The sequence below is a fragment of the Paraburkholderia atlantica genome (assembly GCF_000092885.1).
Taxonomy (GTDB): domain Bacteria; phylum Pseudomonadota; class Gammaproteobacteria; order Burkholderiales; family Burkholderiaceae; genus Paraburkholderia; species Paraburkholderia atlantica.
In genome coordinates this window covers 71836-96371 of the sequence record NC_014118.1, presented here as the reverse complement: position 1 = coordinate 96371, position 24536 = coordinate 71836, and the positions used below count along the sequence as shown (strand labels likewise).

General features: G+C 62.5%; 20 protein-coding genes. 5 read left to right on the top strand and 15 right to left on the bottom strand.

Annotated features, from left to right (window positions below; genetic code table 11):
- Positions 1-5: 5 nt before the first annotated feature.
- The 7 genes from BC1002_RS16435 to BC1002_RS16400 all read right to left on the bottom strand — a co-directional run bounded on the left by BC1002_RS16435 (position 6) and on the right by BC1002_RS16400 (position 7840).
- The gene (locus tag BC1002_RS16435) at positions 6-902 is read right to left on the bottom strand and encodes a TauD/TfdA dioxygenase family protein (protein WP_013091124.1); all 897 of its coding nucleotides are present in this window, start codon (positions 900-902) and stop codon (positions 6-8) included.
- A 152-nt stretch (positions 903-1054) separates the two neighbouring features.
- A complete protein-coding gene (locus tag BC1002_RS16430; RefSeq protein WP_013091123.1) occupies positions 1055-2008 on the bottom strand; it encodes an ABC transporter substrate-binding protein in 954 nt (317 codons plus the stop codon).
- A 19-nt stretch (positions 2009-2027) separates the two neighbouring features.
- Entirely contained in the window at positions 2028-3836 is a 1809-nt protein-coding gene (locus tag BC1002_RS39380) for an amino acid ABC transporter permease/ATP-binding protein (protein ID WP_013091122.1), read from the bottom strand.
- Between the two features lie 19 nt (positions 3837-3855).
- A complete protein-coding gene (locus BC1002_RS16415) occupies positions 3856-5235 on the bottom strand; it encodes an LLM class flavin-dependent oxidoreductase (protein ID WP_013091121.1) in 1380 nt (459 codons plus the stop codon).
- 38 nt (positions 5236-5273) lie between these two features.
- Positions 5274-6275, bottom strand: coding sequence for an MsnO8 family LLM class oxidoreductase (locus BC1002_RS16410; RefSeq protein ID WP_013091120.1), 1002 nt, complete (start codon positions 6273-6275; stop codon positions 5274-5276).
- Between the two features lie 43 nt (positions 6276-6318).
- Positions 6319-7248: an ABC transporter substrate-binding protein gene (locus tag BC1002_RS16405; RefSeq protein WP_013091119.1), complete on the bottom strand. Its 930-nt coding sequence runs from the start codon at positions 7246-7248 to the stop codon at positions 6319-6321.
- A 40-nt stretch (positions 7249-7288) separates the two neighbouring features.
- Entirely contained in the window at positions 7289-7840 is a 552-nt protein-coding gene (locus tag BC1002_RS16400) for a GNAT family N-acetyltransferase (protein WP_013091118.1), read from the bottom strand.
- 350 nt (positions 7841-8190) lie between these two features.
- On the opposite strand from BC1002_RS16400, the gene BC1002_RS16395 reads away from it, so the two are divergent.
- Positions 8191-10170 carry a PhoX family protein gene (locus BC1002_RS16395; RefSeq protein WP_041734873.1) on the top strand — a complete coding sequence of 660 codons (1980 nt, stop codon included), beginning with the start codon at positions 8191-8193 and terminating at the stop codon, positions 10168-10170.
- Between the two features lie 217 nt (positions 10171-10387).
- Positions 10388-11176: a hypothetical protein gene (locus tag BC1002_RS16390; protein ID WP_041735261.1), complete on the top strand. Its 789-nt coding sequence runs from the start codon at positions 10388-10390 to the stop codon at positions 11174-11176.
- A 137-nt stretch (positions 11177-11313) separates the two neighbouring features.
- Here BC1002_RS16390 and BC1002_RS16385 read toward each other — a convergent pair whose 3' ends face one another.
- The gene (locus BC1002_RS16385; protein WP_013091115.1) at positions 11314-12735 is read right to left on the bottom strand and encodes a carboxymuconolactone decarboxylase family protein; all 1422 of its coding nucleotides are present in this window, start codon (positions 12733-12735) and stop codon (positions 11314-11316) included.
- A 92-nt stretch (positions 12736-12827) separates the two neighbouring features.
- Between BC1002_RS16385 and BC1002_RS16380 the strand changes: the two genes are divergently transcribed.
- Positions 12828-13745 carry a LysR family transcriptional regulator gene (locus BC1002_RS16380; protein WP_013091114.1) on the top strand — a complete coding sequence of 306 codons (918 nt, stop codon included), beginning with the start codon at positions 12828-12830 and terminating at the stop codon, positions 13743-13745.
- A gap of 104 nt (positions 13746-13849) precedes the next feature.
- Here the strand turns inward: BC1002_RS16380 and BC1002_RS16375 are convergent, their stop codons facing one another.
- The 3 genes from BC1002_RS16375 to BC1002_RS16365 all read right to left on the bottom strand — a co-directional run bounded on the left by BC1002_RS16375 (position 13850) and on the right by BC1002_RS16365 (position 16853).
- Positions 13850-14725, bottom strand: coding sequence for an amidohydrolase family protein (locus BC1002_RS16375; RefSeq protein ID WP_013091113.1), 876 nt, complete (start codon positions 14723-14725; stop codon positions 13850-13852).
- A 51-nt stretch (positions 14726-14776) separates the two neighbouring features.
- Positions 14777-16069, bottom strand: coding sequence for an MFS transporter (locus BC1002_RS16370; RefSeq protein WP_013091112.1), 1293 nt, complete (start codon positions 16067-16069; stop codon positions 14777-14779).
- A 61-nt stretch (positions 16070-16130) separates the two neighbouring features.
- Entirely contained in the window at positions 16131-16853 is a 723-nt protein-coding gene (locus tag BC1002_RS16365) for a GntR family transcriptional regulator (RefSeq protein ID WP_013091111.1), read from the bottom strand.
- A 180-nt stretch (positions 16854-17033) separates the two neighbouring features.
- Here BC1002_RS16365 and BC1002_RS16360 point away from each other — a divergent pair, with 180 nt between their 5' ends.
- Complete coding sequence (locus tag BC1002_RS16360) at positions 17034-18326, top strand: MFS transporter (protein WP_176136613.1); 1293 nt, start codon at positions 17034-17036, stop codon at positions 18324-18326.
- A 145-nt stretch (positions 18327-18471) separates the two neighbouring features.
- On the opposite strand, the gene BC1002_RS16355 is transcribed toward BC1002_RS16360, so the two are convergent.
- The gene (locus tag BC1002_RS16355) at positions 18472-19380 is read right to left on the bottom strand and encodes a LysR family transcriptional regulator (protein ID WP_013091109.1); all 909 of its coding nucleotides are present in this window, start codon (positions 19378-19380) and stop codon (positions 18472-18474) included.
- A 123-nt stretch (positions 19381-19503) separates the two neighbouring features.
- Between BC1002_RS16355 and BC1002_RS16350 the strand changes: the two genes are divergently transcribed.
- Positions 19504-20523, top strand: a complete 1020-nt coding sequence (locus tag BC1002_RS16350) for a zinc-dependent alcohol dehydrogenase family protein (RefSeq protein ID WP_013091108.1) — start codon at positions 19504-19506, stop codon at positions 20521-20523.
- 203 nt (positions 20524-20726) lie between these two features.
- Here the strand turns inward: BC1002_RS16350 and BC1002_RS16345 are convergent, their stop codons facing one another.
- The 3 genes from BC1002_RS16345 to BC1002_RS16335 all read right to left on the bottom strand — a co-directional run bounded on the left by BC1002_RS16345 (position 20727) and on the right by BC1002_RS16335 (position 24536).
- Positions 20727-21533 carry an HAD family hydrolase gene (locus BC1002_RS16345; RefSeq protein ID WP_013091107.1) on the bottom strand — a complete coding sequence of 269 codons (807 nt, stop codon included), beginning with the start codon at positions 21531-21533 and terminating at the stop codon, positions 20727-20729.
- 283 nt (positions 21534-21816) lie between these two features.
- On the bottom strand, positions 21817-23238 hold the full coding sequence (locus tag BC1002_RS16340) for an MmgE/PrpD family protein (protein ID WP_013091106.1): 1422 nt from the start codon (positions 23236-23238) through the stop codon (positions 21817-21819).
- 281 nt (positions 23239-23519) lie between these two features.
- Complete coding sequence (locus BC1002_RS16335; protein WP_013091105.1) at positions 23520-24536, bottom strand: succinylglutamate desuccinylase/aspartoacylase family protein; 1017 nt, start codon at positions 24534-24536, stop codon at positions 23520-23522.

Genomic DNA, 24536 nt, shown 5'->3' with positions numbered 1-24536 from the left:
GTCGCTCAGCGTGGCACGTCGCCCTCGATCGTCGTGCGATACAGCTTGCGGCGCAGGTGGTCGGGCGTGCCGGCGGCGAGGTGCATCAACGAGCGGTTGTCCCAGAACACCATGTCGTGTTCGGCCCATCGATGCCGATACAGATGTTCGGGCCGCACGCTGTGCGCGAACAGTTCGTCGAGCAACGCGCGGCTCTCGTCTTCCGGCAAACCGATCACGCGCGTCGTGAAGTGCTCGCTGACGAACAAAGCCTTGCGCCCTGTCTCCGGATGCGTGCGCACGATCGGATGCACGACCGGCTTCACCTGCGCGATCTGCTCGGCCGACAGATTCGGCCGCCACGGGCTGCGCTTCTGCAGCTCCGCGTATTTCGCCAGATACGTGTGCTCCGCGCTGCGCCCTTCCACCGCGCTGCGCAGACGCGCGGGCAACGTATCCCACGCCAGATGCATGTTCGCGAACAGCGTATCGCCGCCTTCGGCCGGCAGCTCCTGCGCGTGCAGCAACGAGCCGAGGCTCGGCTTTTCCTTGTACGACAGGTCCGAGTGCCAGTAGTGGCCGGCGTCGCCGAGGCCGACCGGCTTGCCGTTCTCGATCACGTTCGATACGACCAGCACCTCGGGATAACCTGCCAGGCCAAACTGATGCAGCACGTGAATCTGCAGCGGACCGAAGCGGCGGCTGAACGCGATCTGCTGCTCCGGCGTGATGCGCTGGTCGCGAAACACGAGGACGTGGTGGTCCAGATGCGCGCGGTGGATGCGCGCGAAATCGTCGTCGCCGAGCGGCTGGCCGAGATCGAGGCCGAGCACTTCGGCGCCGAGCGGCGCATCGAACGCGCGAATCTCGAAGGATTGCGTCGGGATAGCGGGAGCGGTAAAAGCAGCGGCGGTAGTCGTCACAGGCGTCTCTTCGTCGAAACTATTCAGCGGGCGCCGAACGGCGCGGTCAGTGCGACGAATGTACCGGCCCGCGCGCGCAATGCCAACGAAGCAAATCCGATACGGTTATCTGCTGGAGTGATAAACCCGATGCTGCAATGTCCTTCGACGCATCAGAACTTCGGCAAACCCGGCGGATTGCTTTCGGAGCGCGGCAACGCTTCCGACTCGATACCCCAGTGCGCGAGCGACCGCTGATAGACGCCATTCGCGATCAGTCCGTTCGTCGCGACCGTCAGCGCATCCATCAAGCCGCTGCCCTTGCGTGTGGCGATCGCCACATCCGCGCGCGCCGGCCAGCCGGCGTTCAGCGTACCCACCTCGCGGATCGCGCCGGTAGTGGCCGCATCGTAGGCAAGCGGCGCGTTCGGGTTGAATACGACGTCGGCGCGGCCCGACAGCAACGCGATGCGGCTCGCGGCGTCATCGTCGAAGTACTGGAACTCGACCGGCTTCAAACCCTTCGCGATGTTCTGCCGGTTCCATTCGAGGATGATCTTTTCCTGGTTCGTGCCCGAGGTCGTAATCAGCCGGAGGCCCGCAATATCCTGCGGCTGCGCGATCTTCCTGATCGGACTCGCGGTTTTCACATAGAAGCCGTGCAGACCTTGCCGGTAGGTCGTGAAATCGAACTTCTCCTTGCGCTGCTCGGTCACGCCGACGTTCGAGATCACCGCGTCGTACTTGCCCGAGGTGAGGCCGAGCGGCCAGTCGGCCCATGCGATCGGTACGAGGTTCAGCTTCAATTCAAGCGAATCGGCGATCAGTTGCGCATAGTCGGCATCTGAGCCGACTACGGTACGCGCATCGGCCGCATAGGTCGCGGTCGGCGGAAGGTGCGGCGAAATCGCGACCGTGAAGTTGCCGTCGTTCGCAAAGCGATAGTGGTTGCCGATAGCCGCGATCGCTGCCGGATTCTTCGGCACGCGAATGCGGCCCGGCTGTTCCGGGCTCAGGTCCACCGTGCCGTGCGGCGCCTGCGCCGCGTTTGCTACGTCGAGCGCGTTGCGCACGAGCAGCGCGCCGAGCGCCGTACCGGCGAGAATGAATTGTCGTCGATTGGTCATTGAGAGGATCAGTCTGCATTCACAGGACGCGTGACAGAAACTCGCGCGTGCGCGCATGGCGCGGTTCGTTCAATACTTGCGCGGGCGGGCCCGACTCGATCACGCGTCCGCGATCCATGAACACGATCGTGTCAGCCACTTCGCGCGCAAAGCCGATCTCGTGCGTGACGATCACCATCGTCGTGCCGGAACGCGCGAGCGCCTTGATCACGTCGAGCACTTCGTTGACGAGTTCGGGATCGAGCGCCGAGGTCGGCTCGTCGAACAGCAGCACCTTCGGTTTCAGCGCCAGCGCGCGCGCAATCGCCACGCGCTGCTGCTGCCCGCCCGACAACTGACGCGGCCACGCATGCGCCTTCGCTTCGAGACCGACACGCGCAAGCAGACTGAGCGCAAGGCTCTCCGCTTCCGCGCGCGACAGACGTCCCAACGCGACCGGCGCCTCGATGATGTTTTCCAGCACGGTCAGATGCGGGAACAGATTGAAGCTCTGAAACACCATGCCGACCTCGACGCGGCGTCGCAGGACCTCTTTCTCCTTGAGCTCGTACAGCGTATCGCCGTCGCGTCGATAGCCGATCAGCTCGCCGTCGATATCGATCAGGCCACCGTCCACGCGCTCCAGATGATTGATCGTGCGCAGCAACGTCGATTTGCCGGAGCCCGATTGACCGAGAATCACGGTGACGCTGCCGGGGCGCATCGTCAGCGACACGTTGTCGAGCACCTTCAGCGTGCCGAAGCTCTTCGATACTTGCTGGATCGTGATGCGTGCGCCGTCGCGTTGATCGGCCCAGCGTTGATCCAGGGAGGCGGAGGCGCCTGCACGTGCATTGTCTTTTGCATCTCCAAACGGCTCGACGTGCGCAACGTCGCCACCGCGCGCAATGCCCATGCTTTTCAGCAGCGCGCCGAAAGCGGACGGCACCGCGCTACGCTTCACGCCGCGCGAGAAATGCCGCTCCACATAAACCTGTATCGCCGACAGCACGGTCAGAATGATCAGATACCAGACCGTCGCGACCATCAGCAGCGGAATCACTTCGAGATTGCGTCGATAGATGATCTGCACCGTGTAGAACAGCTCCGGCATCGCGAGCACATAGACCATCGACGAGCCCTTCGCGAGCGCGATCAGATCGTTGAACGCGGTCGGCACAATCGCACGCATCGCCTGCGGCAGCACGATGCGCCGGGCCTGGCGCTCGCGCGGCAAGCCGAGCGCGGCGGCCGCTTCGAGCTGACCGTGGTCGACCGACTGAATGCCGCCGCGAATCACTTCCGCCGAAAACGCCGCGTGATTGAGCGTCAGGCCGAGCACCGCAGCGAGAAACGGGCTGATCAGCTCGGTGGTCGGCACATCGAGAACGACGACACTCGTGAACGGCAAGCCTAGATGCACCGTCTCGTACAGATAGCCGAGATTGTTCAGGATCAACAGCAGCACGATCAGCGGAATCGAGCGAAACAGCCACACGAACGCCCACGCGCAGCCCGCGAGCAGCGGCGAACGCGACACGCGCGCGAGCGCGATCGGGACGCCGAGCGCAAAGCCGAACGCCGCGCCGAGCGCGGTCAACAACAGCGTGCGGCCGAGCCCGGACAATACCGGCTCGGACAGAAACCATTCCGCGAAGACATTCCAGCCCCAGCGCGGATTGCCCAATACCGATTCGAGCACGATGCCAATCAGTAGCACGGCCGCCACGGTACCGGCGAGGCGCGCGCGGTTCTTCGCGGGCACGATGCGATAGTCGGCGCGCTCGCGCAACGCGTCGGCGTGCGCGGCGGCGAGTTGCGGATTCGCGAGTTCAGCGGTGTCGTTCATCGTCGTCTGCTCCGCGCTCTCAGGCCACGGCAGCCGCGTTGGCCGTGTCGGCCGGGTCTGCCGGGTCTGCCGGGTCTGCCAACTCCGCCGCCGCCGCATAGCGGCTTGCCTTGCGTGGTAAACCGAGATGGTCGCGCAACGTCGAACCCGTCAACGTGCGCTCGTAGCGCCCGCGTCGTTCGAGTTCGGGGAGCACGTAGCGCACGAAATCGTCGAGCCCCTGCGCTTGCACCGCGAAGCCGAGGATGAAACCGTCGGCCGCGCCGGCGTCGAGCCAACGGATCAGCTCGTCCGCGATTTGCGCGGGCGTGCCGAGAAAATGCGTGCGCGGCGTCGCGACTTCGAGCGCGACCTCGCGCAATGTCGAGCCCTTCCTGCGCGCTTCCGCCTTGATGCGGTCGGTGGTCGAACGGAAACTGTTACGGCCGATCTCCCCTAGCTCGGGGAACGGTTCGTCGAGCGGATACTGCGTGAAGTCGTGATGATCGAAATAGCGGCCGAGATAGGCGAGCGCTTCGTCGATCGTCAAAAGCTCACGAATCGCGCGGTATTTCGCTTCCGCTTCCTCGACTGTCGCGCCGACGATCGGGCTGATGCCGGGGAAGATCTTCACGTCGTCGCGGCTTCTGCCATGTTCGACCGCGCTGTCTTTCACGCGCTGCGCGAACGCGCGCGTTTCTTCGATCGACACCGAATGCGTAAATACCGCGTCCGCGTATTTGCCGGCGAGCGCGATGCCGGCGTCCGACGAGCCCGCCTGGAAAATCACCGGCTGACCCTGCGCCGAGCGCTGGATATTGAGCGGCCCCGCCACCTGGAAGAACTTGCCCTCGTGGTCGAGCGTATGCAGCTTGTCGCGCTCGAAGAACACACCACGCTCACGGTCGCGCACGAACGCGTCGTCGTCCCAGCTATCCCACAGGCCTTGCGCGACGCTCAGGTATTCGTCGGCGATCTCGTAGCGCAGCGCATGTTCGGGATGCGAGCCGCCGTAGTTCTTCGCGGTGCCTTCGAGCGGCGTCGTGACGACGTTCCAGCCCGCGCGCCCGCCGCTGATCAGATCGAGCGAAGCGAACTGGCGCGCGACGGTGAATGGATCGCTGTACGACGTCGACACGGTGCCCGCTAGTCCGATCTTCGACGTGACCGTCGCGAGCGCCGACAGGATCGAGACCGGTTCGAAGCGGTTCAGAAAGTGCGGAACCGATTTCTCGTTGATATACAGACCATCGGCGACGAACGCGAACGCGATGCCGTGTGCCTCGGCTTTGCGCACCGTATCGACGAAGAAGTTCAGGTTCACGCTCGCATCGGCGGGCCCGGCCGGATGCTTCCACGAATTCATATGGCTGCCGGCGCCCTGCAGCATGATGCCGAAATTGAGTTTGCGATGGCTCATCGGATAGTCCGCCAATCGTTGAGTGTTCGTTGGAAAGATCACGCGTAGGCCGGCTCGATCGTGCTGCCGAGCAGCTCGACCGAGCGCAGGCGCGCCGGATAGTGTTGCAACGGCGAATCGATGACGAATTCGTCGATGCCGTAGCGGCGGCTCAAGGCGTCGAGCTGGTCGCGTACATCGTCGGCCGTGCCCTTGACGACGTGCGGATGGCGCTCTTCGATCGTGTAGCCGCTCGCGCCCGCCTGGCGCGCGTATTCTTCCGCGGCTTCGGCCGTCGCCAGATTCAGGCTTTGGCCGCTGGCCAGTTGCAGCCTGAAGATGCGCAGCGGCCCGGTGAGCCGCTCGGCTTCGTCGCGCGTCGCCGCGGCGACCGCGTACAGCGCGAGCAGTGGCGCGCGGCCGCTCGCAGCGCGGTAGGTCTGCACGGTGCGCTCGATGTTCGCCTCGTCGCCGTTGAAGTGTCCGGCGTAGCAGAACTGCCAGCCCTGCTTTGCCGCAAGCGCCGCGCTATCCGGACTGCCGCCGAGCAAAATGCGCTCCGGCAGCGCGGGCGGAGCCGGAAACGCGAACGCGCCCGCGAGCGCATGGTCCGGTTCGACGCCCGCGCCGAGAAACGCATCGAGTTGCGCAAGCTGCGTGTTGAAGCCGGGCTTGTTCTTCTTGTCGTGCAGCCATTGCAGCGCGCGGGTGGTCTGCGGCAGTCCGCCGGGCGCCTTGCCGATGCCGAAATCGACGCGCCCGGGCGCGAGCGCCGCGAGCAGCCTGAACGTCTCGGCGACCTTGAACGGGCTGTAGTGCTGCAACATCACACCGCCCGAGCCGACGCGAATCCGCGACGTATGCGCGAGCACATGGGAGACGACGATCTCCGGCGCCGAACTCGCGAGGTTGGATGCGCCGTGATGCTCGGCGATCCAGAAGCGTTTGAAGCCGAGCGCTTCGGCGCGCTTCGCGAGCGACACTGTGAAGCGCAACGCCTCGGCCGCGCTCGCACCGGCGGCAATCGGGCTTTTATCCAGCAGCGATAGCGAAAAGGTCATGGGATGGCAGATCGACGAAGAAAGATCAAAGGCGCTGACGCACTCAGGATTTCGGCAATCCCGGCGGATTGGTCGCGGCCTTGTCGATCGCTTCGGAGCCGAGATTCCAGCGCTCGAGCACCGCGCGATACTGGCCTTTGCCGATCAGATCGTTCAGCGCGATCGTTACCGGCGCGGCGAGACCGCTGCCGCGGCGCGTCGTCACCGCGACTTCGGCGGTACGCGGCCAGCCGCCGCTGACCGTGCCCACCTGGCGCGTCTTGCCATGCGTAGCAGAGTCGTAGAGCAGCGCCGCGTTGACGCTGAAGATCGCGTCGGCACGCCCCGATTGCAGCGCCACCGATTTGACCGCATCGTCGTCGTAGTACTGCACCTGGATCGGCTTCAATCCATGTGCGACGTTCTGCTTGTCCCATTCGAGCAGGATCTTTTCCTGATTCGTGCCGGCGTCGGTAATCACGCGCAGGCCCGCGACATCCTTGGGTTCGCGGATCGATTTGATCGGGCTATCGGTCTTCACGAAGAAGCCGACCTCGTCGCGCCGGTAGGTCGAGAAGTCGAACTTCACCTTGCGCTCCTCGGTCACGGTCACGTTCGAAATCACCGCGTCGACCTTGCCGGACGCGAGCGCCAGCGGCCAATCCGGCCACGCGAGGATCACGACATTGAGCTTGCGGCCGAGGCTGTCCGCGACGAGTTGCGCGAGATCGGGATCGAAGCCGACCACGGTCTTCGCATCGGTTGCATAGGTGCTGATCGGCGGATGCGCGACGACGATGCCGACGGTCAGCTCGTCTTTCGCGACGAATGGGAAGTTGGCGGGCACCGCCTTCGTCGCGGCCGCATCCTGTTCGGCACGGACGCGGCCGTGCTGGTCGGGACTCAGATCGAAGCCCGTCGCGGCGAACGCGTTGCCGCCGACGTAAAACATGACCACCAACACGAGCGACGACAACTGTAGACCTGTCTTCATGTGATATCCGTTGAAGTGTGAGGAGATAAGAGTGCGCCGTTTATCGGGCAGCCAGATCGGCGTCTTTCGCGCGCAGGTCGTCGAGCGTGTCGAGGCGTTGCGGCGCGAGCAGGTTCTTGCCGAAGCGAAGATGCACGTGCACTTCGGGAGGCAACGCGGTATCGAACAACTTCGTATAGCCGGTTCGTTCGTACAGCGCCCATGCTTCCGGCTGTTTGAAGCCGGTAGTCAGATAGATGCGCGAATAGCCCTGCGCGAGCGCACGCGCTTCCAGTTCCTGCACGACCTGTCGCGCGAGTCCCTGGCGGCGCAGATCGTCACGCGTCCAGATGCGTTTGAGTTCCGCCGTACGCGCGTCGTAGCGCTTGAACGCGCCGCCGCCGATGGTCTCGCCGTCGCGGACCAGCAGAATGAATGCGCCGTGCGGCGGTGCGAACAGGTCGGCCGGATAGCGCGCCATCTCTTGCGCGGCGGCCGCACCGCCGTCCTTTCGATAATCTTCGTAGCGGCTCGCGTATTCGTGCAGCAGCGCGTCGAGCAGTGGTTGCGAACGGGGATCGAGCGGCGTGGTGTCAACGACGAGAGTGCTCATGAACGATCGACACGAGGTCGTCGGATAGTCAGGAGCTCATACGATAGCGTGCAGCCGCTTTGCGGCTAACCAAGCAATTTCTCTATCTTTATCTGGTCTCGCGATTGGCTGCGATCGCGGCAAACGCGCTGCAATTGCGTAGCGCAACGCCCATGTTACGTTGAGATGCATAAAAACGTACGCGCGAAGGATACCGGCGACCTACGTCAGCACGGTCCGCCGAACACATTACAGGCTGCTGTCAAATACGTTTCATATTCATTCCATAAAGTAACGCGTCAATCCGGCGCGCCATGGTCATCCCGATCCTGAGTCCCCGGTACATCCCCACAACAAGGAACCAGGAGAACATGGTGCAATCATTCGACTACTCACGCCGCAGGGCTCTCAGGATCATCGCAGGCGCGCCGATGCTGCCCCTCGGTGCGTCCGCCGCGACAACGATTCTCGGGGGCTGCGGCGGCAGTAGCGACCTTGCAGCGGGCAACACGCCCGCCCCCACGGCAGCGACCTTCACGGCAGCGTCGTTCGCCGGGATGGCAGCGCCCTCGCTGGCGAATCCTGCTGCGATGGCGGCGACCACGGTCGGATCGACGCTGACCACGCGGTACAGCGACGGCAGCAGCCGTACCTACAAACTCGCGTATCAGCCGTTCTTCGTGACGGGCGACACGGTCGTCAACACGACGGGCGGCGTGATCGTGGCAGGCGGGTATTTCGACATCAACAACCAGCCGATCATGGACACATCGGTACCGGGCAAGGAGCGCCAGTTCTTCTCCGACTGCCCGGACGGCACCTCGCTGATACGGCTCGACAAGCCGGTGGTGAAGGGCGTCAAGGGGAACGCGGTGTTCGCCGTCGTGCAGTTCGAATACGCGACGCGCGACCAGACGGAAACAGCCGCGGGCGACATGTACGGCAAGCTGCCGTCGCCGATTGCCGTGCTGACGCTCGATCAGGACCCGACGACCGGCAAGCTCACGCTGGTCAGCTATTCGAACGTCGATACATCGGGCGCGCATGGATTGTGGATCACGTGCGGCGCGAGCCTGTCGCCGTGGAATACGCATCTGTCGAGCGAAGAGTACGAGCCGGATGCCGCGACGATCGCGACGAACACGCAGTTCCAGGCGTACAGCCGGAATCTGTACGGCAGTGCATCAGCGGCGCGGCCGTATCACTATGGCCATCTGCCGGAAGTGACCGTGCATCCTGATGGCACGGGGACGGTCAAGAAGCATTACTGCCTCGGCCGCATCTCGCATGAGTTGATTCAGGTGATGCCCGATAAGCGCACCGTGCTGATGGGCGACGACGCGACCAACGGCGGCCTGTTCATGTTCATCGCGGACAAACAAGCCGACCTGTCGGCGGGCACGCTGTATGTCGCAAAGTGGGCGCAAAGCTCGTCGGCCGGTGCCGGCGCCGCGACGCTGACGTGGCTCAAAATCGGTCACGCGACCAGCGATCAAATCGAGGCGCTCGCCGATACGCTGACGATCACGGACATCATGGACGTCGTCACCGACGAGAAGAACCCGCCGACCGATCCGACGTTCACCCGGATTCACTTCGGAGGCAAATTCAACTGGGTCCGCCTGAAGCCTGGCATGGAGAAAGCCGCCGCATTTCTTGAGACGCACCGCTACGCCGCACTGCGCGGCGCGAGCATGGGTTTCACGAAACTCGAAGGTACGACGGTCAACGCGAAAGACAAGATTCTCTATTCGGCCATGTCGCAGATTACGGCGTCGATGGTGCGGGGCAATGACCATTCGACCGATGTCGCGCTCGACAAGGCCATTACATCGGGCGCCGTCTACGCGCTGAATATGAAGGGCGGGCAGCGCGATCTCGAGGGCGCCGCGATTGACAGCGAATGGGTTCCCATCGATATGAGCGCGCCGGCTGAACTGGTTGGCGAAGACCTGGCGAGTGCGGACGGTCTCGGCAATACCGCGAATCCGGAGAAGATCGCGAATCCGGACAACCTGAAGTTCTCGGAAAAGCTGCGTACTCTGTTCATCGGTGAGGACAGCGGCATGCATGTCAACAATTTCCTGTGGGCTTATAACGTCGACACGAAGGCGTTGTCGCGCGTGCTGTCGTGTCCGGCAGGTGCGGAGTCGACAGGCCTGCATGCCGTCGATGAAATCAATGGCTGGACCTACATCATGAGCAATTTCCAGCATGCGGGCGACTGGACTTCCCTGCACTCGAAAGTGCAGGCCACGCTCGATCCGCTCGTACGCGCGAACTACCGGAATCGCTTCGGCTCAGCGGTCGGTTATCTGACGGCAGACCCGACATCGATCAAGCTGGTGTGACGGCGAGGTTCACGGGGATTTCCCCAAAGGTTTGGTTAGCGGGCAGCTTTACTCGTCGGGCCGAGCGGATGAAGTCCGAGTTCGCGTCCGCTCTGCATGCGAAGGCAGGTAGCAGTCAATGCGCTGTCGCACATGGAAAGCCGGTCGAGTTGGCCATGCAAGGCTTTGCGATAGACTGCCATGATCCTGGAGGAGTGTCGTGGCTGATCTTAAATCTATGCTGGTCCGTTCGAATGTCGCTTGCGCCCTGGTTTGCATGTCGCTGCTGGCGCACGCCGAGATGTCGGCAGACTCGGCCGCTGTTCCCAATACGACTGAGCCTGAAATTTCTGCCTCTGCAGATGTCCTGTCGACTCGGCCTTTCGTCGGCGACGACCCGGTTGCCATCAGGGACGCTTTGGCGGGCCAGAGCTTGAATGCCAACTCGCCTTCGTTGAGCGATCGCATCAGGAAGCTGATCCACGTCCCTGTCCCTAAGGCGCCAAGCGGGCTCGACTCGACGAAAGCCAGTCTCGGGCGCGACCTGGCTTTCGTCGTACCTGCACCCTACGGAATACGATATCAGTCAAAGACGCACCTGTTGACGGTAGACATCGATCTGTCCGATGACGACAATCCGGGAGCGATCCTACTCAAGAAAACCATCACCGGACAACGCGGTCGAGGGCTCGTGGTGGCGCCAGAGGCGAAGGCCAAGGGGTACATCCAACATATCGATCTGATTGAGCTCAAGTCGGGCGAACGGAGCAAAACCAGGGTTCGCGGACGCGTGACACTCTCGCAGACGGCGTTCCACGAAGCGAATGGAGACTTCGCGATTGTGCTGATGTGTAGCATGGCGCCGCCTTACCTGACCGACCGACGCGAACATAGCGATCCCACCAACGACGAGCCCACAGACATCACAACAAGAACCTCGACCCTCTACACCAACATTCACGCCATCTGGCTCGTGAGCCCACAGCGGGGTATCGTGCTATCGAAGAAGCTGCATCTGTCGAAGTAAAGAAGTAAAGAACCGTGAATTGTTTTTCGCGCGGCAGACGCCGCCACCTGGGAGTAGCGGCATTGAAAGTTAGCGTGAGATAGCGCCACCGATGGTGCCGCAGTCGGGCCGGCCGCGTGTCCGAAAGCGTGTGGCATTCATTGCCGTTCTCCCGCCGCTTTTTGGGCGTGATCGCTGCGCTTTCTGAATTCCTCGCCGACGACACGCATGCTTTCCTCGACTGCGGGATATCCGCGATACGGAAGGACGTTTAGCAGCGTTTCGACGATTTCCGCCTGCGTCGCGCCCGCCGTCAGCGCCGCATTCGCATGGACCCGCAGCGGCGTCTCCGTCGCTTTGCTTCCCACCGCGGCGAGCGCCGAGCATGCGGCAAGCTCGCGCGTCTTCGCGTCGAGCCCGGCACGGCTAAAGATGTCGCCGTAGGAGTGCTCGACGATCGCGCGGCCGATATCCGGAGCCAGGTCGTTGAAGCTGTTGACCACGGCCTCGCCCGCCTGGGCAGAAGTCCTGGCGAGTGTCGCCAATCCGCGTTCGCTGCGAGCCTTGCGAGTTTCGGAGACGATGGCATTCGCGCTTACCCGGCCGCCTGCCCCTTCTTTCTCTTTCTGCTCCGGCTTGGTGAAGACGGCGTCCGCAACGCCAAAGGCATTGAGAGCGCTCGGGAACCCGGCATACACGGCCAGTTGCATCAGGGCTTCGGTGATCTCGGCGCGGGACAGGCCCGACTCGAGCCCAGCTTCGATATGAAGGCGGAGCAGATCGCAGCGATTGCCGGCTGCCGCAAGCATCGAGATGCTCGCGATCTGTCTTGCCTTTGGATCGAGTCCTTCGCGAACGAAGATCTCACCGAACGCGAACTCGACCGACCAGCGGGCGAGCTCGGGTGAAGTGCTTGCCAGCTTTTCCACGTACTTCTCCGGATTGGCCATCAAGCCGTCGAGTACCTCGAGACCCCGCTGATATCGCGCAGTGCCATCGTCGGACACCGGGGCGATCGGATCGAAAGCCAGACCGCGCTCCCGAAAGATCTCGCGAACGATACCTACTGCGTTGATCGAGACCGGAAACCCAAGGATGGCAATCGCCAGGAACAGCATTTCGACCAGTTCCGCGGGCTCGCCGCCGGCATTGAGGAAGCCGGTCATGTGATACTTCAGTTGCGGTTGCACGCTGCCATGGGCCATCAGCGCGGCAACGGTGGCGATCTGGCGAAGGCCCAGGTCGAGCCCCGGCCGCGACAGGATGTCTCCATAGCCAAATTCGACCGTGAGTCGTGCCAAATCCGGGGCAACCTGCGCCAGACGGTTAACAGGGATATCGTAGCCCGTGCCACCGATCCTCTTCAGCACCTCGATACCGCGGGTAAAACGTTCTGCACTGGTTTCGCCAGCGGATGCGCCCAAGAGGGCCGTCATGCCTGTCTGAGCCGTAGATCCGTTCATCTGTGCTTTGCCATCGGTGATTTGTCGACCCGCTTCAATCGGTGCGAAAGCGGCGGCTGCCAGCGTTCTGGCTGCTGTGTTCCTCTGCAGAATGCCTCTGCGCTTGCACGTATCCATGTCTGATTTGCTCCTTCTCGAAGTCAGCGGAACGGAGCATACGGGCAGGAAGATGCAACAGGCCAAGACCAAATTCGTGATACCTTTTCTGCATGAGACTACGAATCGATCTACGCCAGCTGGAGTGCTTCGTTTCAGTGGCGGAGGAAGGCACGTTCCGCGCCGCGGCCGAACGACTGCACATGTCACAGCCGCCTTTAAGCCGCCAGATCAAACAGCTCGAGAGCGAACTCGGGGTGACACTGCTCACTCGCGATTCGGCGGGCGCGGAACTTACGACGGCGGGCCGCGCCTTCCTGAAGGGGGCCAGGAAGACGCTGCTTCAGGCCGCAGAGGCGATCGAAACCGCACGACGGCATTCAACGGGAAGGCCCCGGCAGCTCAGGGTCGGTTATTCCAAGGTCTTCGACCCGGAGATATTTCCCTCCCTCGAGCCTGCCTTCAAGAAAGCGGTTCGTGGCGGGTCGCTGGTCTTCGTTGCCGCCATTTCCATCGAGCTCATCCGTCGCCTGCGGCGTGGCGCGCTCGATGTCGCCTTGATCGGACTGCCCAGCGCAACAGGGGAGCTGGTGGTTGAACCGCTGCACAAAGAGCCGCTGGTCGCGGTAATCCCTGCACGGCATCCGCTCGCGCGGCACAAAGTCCTGTCGATCGCGCAGTTGAATGACCAACCCGTGTTCTGGCCGCAGCGCCGAACAAATCCCGGATTCTTCGATTACTACGAGGAAGTGTTCGCGAAGCTCGGACATGCGCCGAGCCGCAGACTGTTGGAACCCGCGGATCACCACCTCCTGCTGGCCGAAGTGGCAAACGGACGGGGCATCGGCTTCATACCTAAGTCGATGACGAAGATGCGGCGCGCCGGTGCGACTTTCAGGCCACTCAAGGAAAGGGAATTCTGGATCGGATTTGGCCTCGCCTACAGGGATGCGCAACACGGGCCAGAGTTGGATGCGTTGTTACGCATCGCGCGGCGCAAAACGGCGTTGCTGCCTCGGGGCATGGAATAGCCACGTCACATTCGTCCGCTTATGGGCCGCACTGAAACCTGGTTGCCGCTGTGCGGCTCGGCAACCCGTTTAGCCAGTCCTGCCCTTGCGATGCGCCATGTGGATCACGCGATATCGAACCTGTAAAGTCTTGCAGGCGTGTCTGCCAGGACAACCGTGCGCTCTTCGTCAACCGGGAGAAGCACGCGCAGAAGTTCGAGCGCGTGAGTAAAATCCTCGTCTGCTTCAAACTGCGTATGCGGCCAGTCGCTGCCCCACATAAGGCGATGCACGCCGAAGGCCGCTTTCAGAAAATGAAATGCCTCCCGCGCATCATGGTCATCCGGGCGAAGCTGCCGTCGATTCCGGTACGCGGCCGATATCTTCACCCACACACGCTGCGTGTCAGCCAGTTCAAGAAGACGGCGAAAGCCTACGTCTCTTACACCGATCTCCGGATCGGGCCTGCCGAAGTGATCGACGACGACATTCATGCCCGCGTCCAGAAGCGGCTCGACGATGCCCTGCAGCCGCGCAGCTTCCGCATGCACTTCGACATGCCATTTCAGATCGCGGACATGGGCGAGCGTTTGCGCGCTCACCCATCTGTCGAGCGGCTGATCGGGATGTCCGATCAGGTTCAGCCGAATCCCTGCAATGCCCGCATTCGCCATCTCCGTCAGTGTGTCGATCCGACAATCACGCTCGATCACCGCGACACCGCGTAGCTGCTGCGGCGCGCGGCGCAACGCATCGAGCATATAGCTGCAATCGGTGCCGAGAAAGCTGGGCTGCACAAGCACGCCGTGCGATACGCCGTGCGTGTCGAGTTGGGCAAGGTATGCGTCGAGCGTGGCGTCGTAGTCGGGCACGTAGCGACGCTTTTCGGCGAGCGGCAGGCTGCGCTCGAATACATGAGCATGAGTATCGACAGATGCAATGTGGGCTGGACGATGCACAGCCTGCCGGTGGCTCGCCTCTATCCCCGACTTCTCCATCATGGACGTTCCTTCATCACCATTCTTGCGCGGTTACGGCGAGTGTCTCGCGCGTCAATGCCTCTGCGCGTGAGAAAGCGCGCCTGCGTGTTCGGGCTCGAGCGTGGCTTCGTCCAGCATGCGGCCGCGTGTCTCGGGCAACATCAGCACGGACAGGACGACAATTGCGTATGCGAGTCCCGCATCGATGCCGATCGCCGTTCCAAGCGACATGGTCGCGGACATGTGCCCGACGAGCACCGGAAATCCCGCCGACACGACGCGGCCGAAGTTGTAGCAAAACCCGACGCCAGTGCCACGCATCCCGCGCGGATACAGCTCGTTGAACAGCGCGCCCATGCTTGCCGGAATCCCCGCTGCAAAAAAGCCTAGCGGAAAGCCGAAGAACAGCATCGCGGTATTGCCGAGCGGTAGGAACAGATAGGCGATCACCGTTATCACGCAGCAGATCGCAAACGTGAGTATGGTCTTGCGGCGTCCGATGCGATCCAGCAGCTGCGCACTCACGAGGCACCCGCAAAAGAACGCGACGATCACGACGGCGAGGTAGCCGCCCGTACTCAAGACCGACAGATGGCGCTCGCTTTTCAGAAACGTCGGCAGCCAGGTCATCAGCGCGTAGTAGCCGCCATGCGCACCAACGCCGAGCAGTGCGCCGAGCAGCGTCATGCGCAGCACTTGCGGAGAAAAGATGCCGACGACAAGGCCAGGCGTCGGCTGCTGACGCGCCCGCGCATTGCGCGCTGCGCGGGCCGGCGCGGCAGGCTCCTGCACGCCGCGTCGGACGTACAGAATCAGAAGCGCCGGAACGATGCCAACCCCAAACATCACGCGCCACGCAGTATCCGCAGGCAGCAGCGAGAACATCAGTGCATACAGCAGCACCGCTGCGCCCCAGCCGACCGCCCATGCGCTCTGTACGCTGCCCATCGCCTTGCCGCGATGCTCATTGCGGATGGTCTCGGCCATCAGCACGGCGCCCGCCGCCCATTCTCCGCCGAAGCCGAACCCCTGCAGTGTCTTCAGCACGAGGAACTGCGGATAGTTCTGCGCGAACGCGCACAGGAACGTGAACACGGAAAAACACGCGACGGTCCATTGCAGCGTCTTTACGCGCCCCAGCCGGTCCGACATCATGCCCGCAATCCAGCCACCCAGCGCCGACGCCACCAGCGTGACGCCGCTGACGAGCCCCGCTTGCGTGCGGCTGATCGACCACTCGGCGATGATCGCCGGAATCACGAGGCTGAACATCTGCACATCGAGCGAATCAAGGGCCCATCCGCCGAAGCACGCCCAAAACGTCCGGCGTTCATTGCCTGAAATCTGGCTGAACCACTTGAACATTCCAGTCTCCAACGTCGTCGTTCCTGCGTGGGAACAACGTGTTTGTGAGGGCGCGCGATCGCTAGCGGATCTCGGCCTGATAGATGAATTCGCTGGCAGGCCCGCGTGAGCGGCGCCATTCGAGCGGCTGTCTGTCGTAGCCGTATGCAAGACGCTCGATGACGACGGCGGGCGTACCCGGCTCGATGCGCAACAGTCGAGCATGCAACGGGCCAATGGCTTCGACGGTCAGTGTTTCCGTGGCGGACGCCACGACCTGATTGCATTGCGCCTCGTACACGGGATACAGCAAGTCACCGACTTCATTCAGGTCCATCTGCGCAAACGCCGCAAAACGGACATAGGGCAGCCAGATTTCTTCGGCGAGCATCGGCACGTCGTCGATCAGCCGCAGGCGAGTCATCTGGATCACGCGCGCGCTACTCGAAATCTGCAAGATCGCGGCGACAGCCGACGGCGCATCGACGACCTCGCGTCGCAAGATGCGGCTCTCTGGAATGCGTCGTTCGCCTTGCCGTGTCTGGAAGCGGAAGAAACGAAACAGGGAGCTGTCGAAGCTCGCGCGGCGCACGAACGTCCCTCTGCCCTGAAAACGTTCCAGCAGCCCTTCCGCGACGAGCAGATCGACAGCCTTGCGGACCGTCCCGACCGCCACGTCGTAGCTTTTGGCGAGCGCCTGCTCGGTAGGGATCGCTTCACCCGGCCGCCAATGGCGGGCCGCGATCAGAGCGACCATTTCGTCGCGCAAACGCTGGTAGCGGGGCAACCGTTCATCGGCAGGCATCGTAGTCTCTCAGTTCAATTCATCTATATGATTTCATGATCAAGGCCGACGGTAGATCGGTGATAACCCTATACATGCCTTCAGATTTAGCTTCCAGCGGGTTTGTACCCATTGTCGAGAAAACAGTTCCACCTGAACATATATATGAATTTTGAACGGAGATTGATCGTGAACCGAACCATGAGTGCCGAGCAGGCTGTCGTGAAAAAGGTCGCCTGGCGGCTCATGCCGCTGTTGATCGTGATGTTCCTGATCGCCTTTATCGACCGGCAGAACGTCGGCTTTGCCAAGCTGCAGATGGTGCACGCGCTGCGAATGTCGGAAGCGTCATATGGTCTGGGCGCGTCGCTCTTCTTTATCGGCTATCTGCTGTTCGAGGTGCCGAGCACGCTTGCGCTGCATCGTTTCGGCGCTCGCCTTTGGCTCGCACGCATCATGGCGACCTGGGGCGCCATTACCGTGGCGATGGCATTCACACATTCAACGGGACTTTTCTATGTGTTCCGGTTCGCACTGGGCGTCGCCGAAGCTGGCTTCTATCCGGGCGTGATCTTCTATTTGACGCTCTGGTTTCCGCAGAGTCATCGCACACGCATGCTCGGCTTCTTCACGCTCGGCAGCGCGCTCGCCAACATGCTCGGCTCACTCGCGGGCGGCTTGCTGTTGTCGCTGGACGGCAATCTGGGTCTCGCCGGTTGGCAATGGGTGTTCGTGGCAACCGGGATACCTGCTGTCCTCGTCGCACTCGTTGCGTTGCGCTTTCTGCCCGAGTCCGTCGAACGCGCCCCGTTCCTGTCGAACGAAGAAAAGGCCCTGATGATCGCGGCGCTACGGCGCGAGGCGCCGGCGCAAGCGGCCGCCGGGCATCCGTGGCGGGCGCTCGTCGACAAACGTGTGCTGATGTTCGCGTGCGGCTACATGCTGATGTCCACCTCGCTCTACGGCGTGACCTACTGGTTGCCCACGCTGCTGAAAAGCGGCGGCGTCTCGCATTCGTCGCTCAATGGCCTGCTCAACATGATTCCGTGGATGCTCTCCGCGCTGCTTCTGCTGTGGCTGCCCGCGAAGCTGAAACGCGAGGGTGTGGTGCTCAGTTCGATGGCGTTGGTTGCGGGCGTCGGCGTGATCGGCTTCGCGCTAAGTCTCGTGCTGCCGGGTCTGCCGCTGCAATTTGCCGCGCTCGTGCTGGGCGGCGCATGCATTCCCCTGCTCTATCCATGCTTCTGGTCGCTGCCCCCGCGATACTTCACGGGCGCCCGCGCTGCAGCCAGCATCGCGGCGATCAATTCGATTGGCAATCTCGGAGGCTTCTTCGCGCAGAACCTGATGCCTTACATAGGAAAGGTCGCGGGCAACGCAAGCGCTCCGATGCTCGTGCCCGTCGTCTGCCTGACGTTGCTCGGCCTGGGCATGTCGATCGCGTCGGCGCGAACCAAAGCGGGCGAGCGCGTGCGGATAGCGGCGCGGCAGTAATTATCTTGCGACGCACGTGCTGGATGGTGGCATGGCGTGCGTCGCTTATAGCGTCGACGGTGGGTTTTGCGCGTTGCGGATGGGCGAGCACGCGCATTGACACATTTATCGTCGCAACGTTGACAGATTCAATGCGGTCTACGGCTCAGACCCGGGCAAGCACTCGTGGTATCTCGTCTACAAGCGCGTCGATTGCGACGCGTACCTTCGAGGGCAGATGTCGCGATTGCGGGCGGATGACGTGAACCTCGGCGCCCTGCACGCTGTTGCTATCCATCACGAGCGACAGCCGGCCGTCGCGCAGATAGGGCGCCACGAGCCAGCATGGTAACCAGGCGAGGCCTGCGCCCGCAGCCGCTGCGTCGGCGATGGCCTGGAGGTCGTCATAACGCAGGCGCGCGGACAGTCGGCACTCCTGCACCTCGCCGTCGGCACCGAGCACTCGCCATGGTGTGCTCTGTCCACCGCGGCCGTAAGCGATGCTGACGTGCGAGCCGAGTTCGGCGAGGCCCGACGGCCGCCCGTGTCGATCGAGCCAGGCCGGAGACGCGCAAATGCCCATCCGCTGAACGCCGAGCCGGCGCCCGACAAGGGTTGCATGGTCTGGCAGCGGTCCAATCCGCACGGCGATATCGAAGCCGTCCTCGACCAGGTCCGAAACGCGATCGCTGAACGACATCTCGACGTCGAGCAACGGATGGCGCTCGACCAGCTTCAGCATCACGGGTGCGACGCACTGCCTGCCGAACAGCACCGGCGCGGTGATGCGTAGCCGCCCGGACGGATCGCGGCGGCCCGCCTCCAGCGTCGCCTCGACCGCGCCGAGTTCGGCCATCACGCGTCGGCACTGCTCATAGTATGCATGCCCTTCGTCGGTTAGGCTCAGATGGCGGGTGGTTCGCTGCAGCAGTCTCACTCCGAGACGCTGCTCGAGCCTCGCGACAATCTTCGCGATCGCCGAGCGCGTGACACCAAGGCGTTCGCCCGCTGCGGCGAAGGTGCCGGCATCCACGACATCCACAAATTCCGCAATGCCTCTTAGCCGATCGTCCATCGTGCGAGCTCCCGATACCGCGGTTTATGTTTCCTGCCAGGCGACGATAAGTCGTCAAAATCTCGTCAATGCGTCCTTTCCCGCAACACTAACATAGGTGCTTCTACCCGATGAGGAGTTGCTATGAACGCATGGAAACTGAAACCCGGCGCCGGTATCTCCGGCCTGAAGCGCAGCGACGCGACCATGCGATCGCCGGGGCCGACCGAGGTCGTTGTCAAGGTTCACGCGGCGTCGCTGAACTATCGGGACCTGATGTTCGCCCGCGGTGACTATCTCGGCATTGGCGATGCGCCGCTGATCCCGCTGTGCGATGGCGCGGGCGAAGTCGTCGAGACCGGCCGCGACGTGAGCCGCTTCAAATCGGGCGATCGCGTGGTCAACACATATTTCCCGCGTTGGATCGACGGCGCTCCGGCACCGTGGAAAGTCGACAGTTCACCAGGCGCCAAAGTCAACGGTGTGCTGGCCGAGCGGTTCCTCGTCGACGAAACGGCTCTTGCGGCGATCCCGGCACACCTGGGTTATGAAGAAGCCTCCACGTTGTCGTGCGTCGGCGTCACCGCATGGAACGCGCTATTCGTGGACGGCGACGCGAAACCCGGTTCCACGGTGGTGCTGCTCGGCACAGGCGGGGTGTCGATCTTCGCGCTGCAGCTGGCGCGCGCGGCGGGTCTGCGCACGATCATCACGTCGTCGAGCGATGAAAAACTGGAACGCGCGCGGAAACTCGGCGCCGATGAGACGATCAACTACCGCGCCAGGCCGGAATGGCAGAACGAGGTTCTCCGGCTGACCGATGGGGTAGGCGCGGATATCGTGCTGGAGATCGGTGGACGGGACACACTGCCGCGCTCGGTGGCCGCGACGAAAATGGGCGGCCTCGTGTCGGTCATCGGTGGTGTGAGCGGCTTTAGTGGACCGGAGCTTGGACTCCTGCCGGTGATCGGGGGCATCAAGCGGTTGCATGGAATCATGGTGGGCAGCCGCTCGATGCTCGACGAGGTTGTCAGGCTCGTGTCCGCGCATCGAATCCGGCCGGTGGTCGATCACGTCTTTGGCTTTGACGACGCGCCCGCCGCGTACAGGCATCTTGAGTCCGGACAGCACTTCGGTAAGGTGGTGGTCCGGATAGACGCCTGAACCCCTGTACTGATGAGGGTTCGGCGATGTCTGGATACGCGGGCATGAGGCCTGGGGATGTTGTCGAACCAAGTGGGCGGCAGTGATCGACGCTGAATGGCCGGTGTGTGGAGCGCTTCGAAAGGCCCAGTACGACCCTGAGCGGTCCATCGCCCGGTTCGCCGGAAAGGTCGGCTGCAAGTCTAAGAGCAGCCGTTCGACGCCTACAGAGCGGACGCGTCGCGAGCGCTTGTTGCACCTGACTGGAGAATGGCGTTCGCGAATTCCACGAAACCGGCTCCCCCTGGACTGCGCGTAATCCATCGAGGGGGAGTCGGCAATTGCGGTAGGTAATCGATCACCGTGCTCACTCCCGCGGTGTGTTTGAAAAACTCAAACATCGGCGCGTCGTTGGTGGAGTCTCCGGAATAGGCGACTAACTCGCGGGCTGCTCCAATGTCAATGCCATATGTGCTGGCTAGTACTCGCAATGACATGGTCAACTTGTCGTAGCCCCCAATCCAGCCGAGAACCCAAAGGTTATTTATCGTCGCATCTGCTCCCGCCTGTCTGAGCGCATCGACGATGTGGTGATCGGCGTCGGTTCTTGTACGGCGATATGCGAGGCTCGTCAAACGAAACACTTGATCATCAGCCTCTTGTGCCTGAGGCACCGCCTTTTCGACGACCTGTGCAATGTACTTCAGTTGTTCGCGTACGTGTTCAATGCTATCGGGCGAATGCCAGTAGTGTCGTTCGACGCGGTGCCCGTCCGAACTCCGCCGCAAAAACAAGCCGCCGTTTTCGGCAATGACACCATCGACGGGCCACATGCGAGCCATCTGGTCGCACCATCCGGCAGGGGCCGCGGTGACCGGCACCACGCGAATGCCGCTGGCTTCCAGTTGTGCCAGCGCAGCGTACGTCGAGGCAGGCAGGCGGCCCTGATAGGTCAACGTCTCGTCCATGTCCGTTAGCACGAATCGGACTGTCGAAAATTGATTTGCTGCTGCCTGGGAAAGGGGTTGCATGGTGAGCACTTAGCATAGGACAGCCGCAAATTATGAGGGGCTATCGGATAGCCGTTTTGACGAATTGTGCAAATGCTTATCGCTATTTGTTGATAGCGGGCCATTGGGTTGACCTTTGCTGTGTCCGGTAACGCCTTCGAACCAGACGTCGGTGGGCGCACAAGCCTGCGCCCCTTGTTGGCCGACCTCTGCCTCACGCGACCGACTCCGCACGACCCCATCCCGTCATTCAACTCGAGGCACCGAGCGCTTTCAAATCCAACGGCCGTCTCTTCGTGATCCTTTAACGTGGCAGCACGAACCTCTTCAAGACGCGGGTCAGCTCGCTGAAATCCGATTTTGTCTCAAGACGCAGAATGAAATCGAGGATCGCGTCGTCGGTGCTCTCGTCTACAACACCAGCGACGATGCTGCGGTGCTTGGCAATCACCTCGTCCAGGTTCAACGGATTCCGCGGATCGCCCTTGGCATACTGGGTGGCAACTGCGAGCGTGCGGCCGTCGACAAGTGTGATCTCAACGCGTGCAGGCCACGCCGCTGGATATTGTGCGTCCAGCCCCGGATCGACGCAGCACGTTACCCTATCCATCAGCCGCTCGATCGCCGGGTTGGTGAATTCTGCCGGCGTGAAATCCACGAAAGAGACACGTCTCTTGACTAGACCGAGTGCGACGTTGAACGGCACGCTGAACTGCGCGTCAATCATCAGCCTCGGGCGACGCTTCTGTTCGATTGGCTCGCATACCAGCGGCATTGCCGCCTGCACCGTATGAACGACGATGCTTTCGATGGCTTCAAGAGTAAGGTCCGCACGCACGGCAAGCTGCAGCACGGAATCGTTGATCGACTGGATATAGTAGTTGCAGGGATAGTACTTTAGCGCCGTCTGCGCGATGGCAAGCATCTCGCCTTCGCCCACAGCCAGCGCCTGCGGCAACGGATCGCCGGAATAAGCATGCAGGTAGCCATATTTGCCTTCGATCGAAGTAGGCGGCGCCGTGATTCCGTGCTGCGCCAGTTCCGCGGCGATCATGCCGGCATGCGAGGCCCAGCCGCCATGAAAGCGCTTGGTCCAGGCCCCGTCAGTGACGAATTCGAGCAACCCCGCCGCCTGGCTGCATGCGACTCCGAGTGCATTTGTAACCTGCGCTGCATCCAGCCCGAGGAGCGTGGCAGAGGTAGCGGCGGCGCCCAGCGCGCCCGTGGTGCCGGTAGGATGGAAGCCGCGCGCGTTAGTCACTGCCGGCTTAAGAGCGGCGGCGACGCGGCAGGCAACCTCGAACCCAGCGACGACGGCGGTAATGAAGCGTTTTCCGCTAGCGCCCCGTTCTTCCGCCAACGCCAATGCGGACGAAAAGACGAACGACTCGTTGTGAATCGAGCCTGGAAGGAATGTGTCATCCAGTTCCATGCTGTGCGCGGCCATTCCGTTTGCCAGCGCGGCCCACGCCGCGTGCACCGGGTCGGGGCGGCCGAGCAGCGTGGCCCCACCGGGGATCGGCCGTGCGGCAGCCAACATGCGCATGGGTCGGCTTGAATCCAGAATGGAACCGCGCAGCGCAATGGCAATGTAGTCGATAAAGAAATGCTTGGCGCGCTCGACCACGAGAGGTGGCAGCGCCTCAAATTCGAGGCTGGTGCAGAAGCGGGCGAACGTCTGCGCGACGGTTGATTGCACGTCGGGCTTGGGGGTTGGAGTCGCCATGAATTATTACCTCCCACTACCGCATACCGCGGGCTATCGGGACATGGTAACGAGTCGCTGCTGCATTATAGCTAGTGCCTCATCCGGAGCAGGGTTGCCGCTGAACTGACACTTCCTGGCCGACTACAGCCTGTCCGCAATCGGTCTCCCCGGAAATCCGCGAAGAACCGATATTTTTTGATTCGTCGCATGAAAATCGTGGGCCTTCAGGCAGCGATCGCATGATTCGAGACCTGGCCTTCACGAACTCGGCAAATCCAGGCGCGCCCCCACCCGCTTCATCAGACCACTTCTCCCGCGAGATGAAATAGGCAATCCCCTCGCCTGACGAGCGCCGGCACGCGCTTGCAAACGACCTCGCCATCGCTCGCGAAATGACAGGTCACCGGTTCCTTGAGCGGCGTGTCTGGGAAATGGACGCGCGCCGCGGGCTGCCCTGCGACTACCCGATCGCCGAGTTTGACCAGCGGCTCGAACAGACCGTTATCGTATGCGTACACATAGTGACGGGCGCCCGCGACGCGAAGAAAACGTGTATCGGCAGGCGGCGCCTCGGGCACGAGCGGACCGCTCAATGCGCCGATCGCGCCGAGAAAATGCAGCAGGCCTTGGCGCGCTTCGCGGAGTAACGCCGCATCGACGGTTCCCCCACCGCCCAGTTCAGCCGTGATCGACAGCGCCCCTTGCCTGCGCGCAGCCGTCGCCGCATGCACCGGGTTTTCCGCATGCAAAAACGCATTCGGCAACCCGAACGCGCGTAGTGCGCGTTGCAGCCGCTCATTCTCGCCCTCGTCACGCGCATCGATCGCGAGCATGTTGTTGCCACGATAGAGCAGCGAACTGCCGCCGGAATGAAGATCGATCAGATAATCCGCGCGCGCGAGCAGCACATGCTCGATGTAATGCGCGATCACTTGCGTCGGAGAACCTTGCGGATTGCCTGGAAACGCGCGGTTGAGATTGCCGTCGTCGAGCGGCGACGTGCGAAGACCCGCCTCGGCCGCTGGCGCGTTCGCTTGCGGCAACAGGATCAGTTGACCAGCAACCTGAGCCGCGTCGATTTCGCGGATCAGCGTCGACACGAGGATCTGTCCTTCATACTCGTCGCCGTGATTGCCGGCCATGATCGGCACGACCGGACCCGTGCCATTGCGGATCGAAGCGATCGGGATCGGCAGCCATCCATACGCGGACCGATGCACGGAATGCGGCAGCCGCAGATAGCCGGCATGCTTGCCCTGCGCATCCAGATTGATTTCACTGCGAATCGGGTTGCTCGGCGTAAGGGTTGAACTCAT